The following is a 3,199-nucleotide window of genomic DNA, read 5'->3' on the forward strand; positions in this document are numbered from 1 at the left end:
CCCCAAACTCTCTCCCTCCAGGAGTTCAGAGTGCGCATTGGATTCACCGTCAACCGCTTCGACTGGCCGGGCGGCTCCGCGGCCATCCGGCCGAACCTCCTCAAGGCGGCGCGGATCGCCGAGGACGGCGGACTGTACAGCCTCTGGGTGATGGACCACTACTGGCAGATCGCGGTCAACGGCCCGGCCGAGGACCCGATGCTTGAGGGCTACACGACCCTCGGCTTCCTCGCCGCCGCCACCGAGCGCGTCACCCTCGGCACGATGGTCACCGGCGTCACCTACCGCAATCCGGCGATCCTGGCGAAGATCGGCACGACGCTCGACGTCCTCTCCGGCGGCCGGGCGTACTACGGCATCGGCGCGGCCTGGTTCGAGGAGGAGCACGCGGGCTACGGCGTACCCTTCCCGCCGGTCAAGGAGCGGTTCGAGCGCCTCGAAGAGGCCATCCGGATCGCCAACGGCATGTGGTCGGACTCCGACGCAGGCTTCGAGGGCAAGCACTACACGCCCAACCGCTTGCTCAACGTGCCGCCCGCAGTCTCTTCCCCGCGTCCGAAGCTGCTGATCGGTGGCGGCGGCGAGCAGAAGACACTGCGCCTCGTCGCACGCTACGCCGACGCGTGCAACCTGTTCGACGGCGGCGACGAGTTCGTTACGCACAAGCTCGATGTCCTACGCGGCCACTGCGAGACCGAAGGCCGCGACTACGACGCGATCGAGAAGACGATCATGCAGCGCGTTACCCCGGAGAGCACAGCCAAGACGGTAGTCACCCGCGCCGAGCAGCTGCGTGAGTTGGGCCTGACGCACATGATCCTGGCCGCCCCGGTACCCGCCGACGACCACTACCTAGAACTCGCCGCAGAGATCGCATCCCTAACCGCCGACCTCTGACCGCCCCTGACCGACCAACTCCCCCACGCTTCACCCACCTCACCTCACCCCGCAACACCACGGCCCCGCCCTCCACCGGAGGACGGGGCCGCAGCCTAACCCTTGCTACTCCGACAAACGCTCCCCACTCACCGTCGAGAAGATGTGCGTCTCGCCGGCCTTGGGCAGGAAGTGCAGCGTTTCGCCCTTGGCGGGCGTGTTGCGGGCGTCCACGCGGACGATGACGTCCACGTCGCTCCCGTCCACCTTCGCGGTGCCGTAGGCGAAGGCGTCCGCGCCCAGTTCCTCGACCACGTTCACGACCACTGCGATGCCCGTGCCGTCCGTCGTGACGTCGAACGACTCGGGCCGCACACCCAGCGTGACAGAGCGCTCGCCGCGGCCGACCGCCCGGCTCAGCGACTCACGGTCGACCGGCACGACCGCGCCGTCGAAGGCCACGCCGCCGTCCGCGATCGGCGCCTCGATCAGGTTCATCGCCGGCGAGCCGATGAAGCCCGCGACGAAGACGTTGGCCGGCTTCTCATACATCCGCCGGGGAGTGTCGCACTGCTGGAGCAGGCCGTCCTTGAGCACCGCCACGCGGTCACCCATCGTCATGGCCTCGACCTGGTCGTGCGTGACGTACACGGTCGTGATCCCGAGGCGTCGCTGCAACGAGGCGATCTGCGTACGCGTCTGCACGCGCAGCTTCGCGTCGAGGTTCGACAGAGGCTCGTCCATGAGGAACACCTTGGGCTGACGCACGATCGCGCGGCCCATCGCGACGCGCTGACGCTGACCGCCGGAGAGCGCCTTCGGCTTGCGCCCGAGGTATTCGGTCAGTTCGAGCAGCTTGGCCGCGTCCTCGACCTTCTGCCGGATCTCCGGCTTTGGCACTCCGGCGATCTTCAGCGCGAAGCCCATGTTCTCAGCCACGGTCATGTGCGGGTACAGCGCGTAGTTCTGGAACACCATCGCGATGTCCCGTTCCTTGGGCGTCTCGTTGTTGACGACCTTCCCGCCGATGAGCAGGGTGCCGCTGGTGATGTCCTCCAGCCCGGCCACCATCCGCAGCGCGGTGGTCTTGCCGGAGCCCGACGGGCCCACCAGCACCATGAACTCGCCGTCGCGCACGTCCAAGGTGAAGTCCTTGACCGCGTGAAAGCCGTTTTCGTACACCTTGTTCAGCTGCTGCATGTCGACGGTGGCCATCATGCCTCCTTACCGGGCTGGCCGTGCTTGCTGGGATCATAATGGCCTGCCGGGCCGGGTCCCGAGGACCCGGGGAACCCCCCCGGATCCCGGGCCGCCCGCCTGGACGCGCTCACCCCTTCACCGCGCCCGAGGTCAGGCCGGAGATCACGAACTTGCGGAAGATGAATACCAGGATGCCGATCGGGACCACCGCCACCACGCTGGCGGCGAAGATGGTCCCGAACGGGACCTCGTTCGCGGAGCCGAACGTCGAGATGCCGACCGGAATGGTCTTTTTGTTGATGTTGAAGGTGAGCGCCATCAGGAACTCGGTCCAGGCCGCGGTGAAGGTGAAGATGCCGGCCGTGAACACGCCCGGCAGGGCCATCGGCAGGATGACCGACCATACCGTCCGTATCGGCCCGGCCCCGTCGATCCGGGCGGTCTCCTCCATCTCCTTGGGGATGCCGAGCATGTAGTTGCGCAGGATCCAGATGGCGAACGGCAGGAAGAACGCCGTGTACGGGATGATCAGCGCCTGGTAGCTGTTCAGCCAGCCGAGGGTGTCCAGCAGCGAGTACAGCGGCGCGACCACCGCGATCTCGGGGAACAGCGAGATGATCAGCAGCGTCACCATCAGGGTGAACTTCCCCCGCATCGGCAGCCGGCCCAGCGCGTACCCGGCCATCGTCCCGAGGAACAGCACCAGCGCCGTGGCGACGAGCGTCACGACCACCGAGTTGAGGAAGTACGAACCGAAGTCGTACTGCTTGAAGGCCTGGGAGTAGTTGCCTGTGCTCCACGGGTTCGGCCAGTACTGCGGCGGGCTGTCCCCCAGGGCGGCCGGCTCCTTGAAGCTGGAGACGATCAGCCAGTACAGCGGCAGCCCGATGAACAGCACGACGAAGAACGTCGAGATGTTGACGCCGTTGATGACCCGGTGCCAGCCGTGCTTGCGCCTGCCCATTTATGTTCCCTCCTTTCCGACCTGGACCTTGAAGGCCCGCAGCGAGAGCAGGCTGGCGAGCAGCACCAGCAGCGCGGTCGTGGTGGCCACCGCCGCGCCCGTCCCGAATTCAAGGTTCTGGAATATCGCCTTGTAGCCGAGGATGGCCAGCGAGGTGGT

Annotated in this window: 3 protein-coding genes; 1 reads left to right on the forward strand and 2 read right to left on the reverse strand. The window is 66.7% G+C overall.

Features of this window, described 5'->3' with window-relative positions:
* Window positions 1–30 precede the first annotated feature (30 nt).
* Entirely contained in the window at window positions 31–897 is an 867-nt protein-coding gene (locus VGS97_RS05925; RefSeq protein WP_349261998.1) for an LLM class F420-dependent oxidoreductase, read from the forward strand.
* Window positions 898–1,002: 105 nt separating this feature from the next.
* Here VGS97_RS05925 and VGS97_RS05930 read toward each other — a convergent pair whose 3' ends face one another.
* Entirely contained in the window at window positions 1,003–2,091 is a 1,089-nt protein-coding gene (locus VGS97_RS05930; RefSeq protein WP_349261997.1) for a sn-glycerol-3-phosphate ABC transporter ATP-binding protein UgpC, read from the reverse strand.
* A 112-nt stretch (window positions 2,092–2,203) separates the two neighbouring features.
* On the reverse strand, window positions 2,204–3,040 hold the full coding sequence (locus VGS97_RS05935) for a carbohydrate ABC transporter permease (protein ID WP_326852199.1): 837 nt from the start codon (window positions 3,038–3,040) through the stop codon (window positions 2,204–2,206).
* Between the last annotated feature and the right edge of the window lie 159 nt (window positions 3,041–3,199).

Origin of the sequence: Actinocrinis sp., assembly GCF_035946395.1 — a bacterium.
Taxonomy (GTDB): Bacteria; Actinomycetota; Actinomycetes; order Streptomycetales; family Catenulisporaceae; genus Actinocrinis.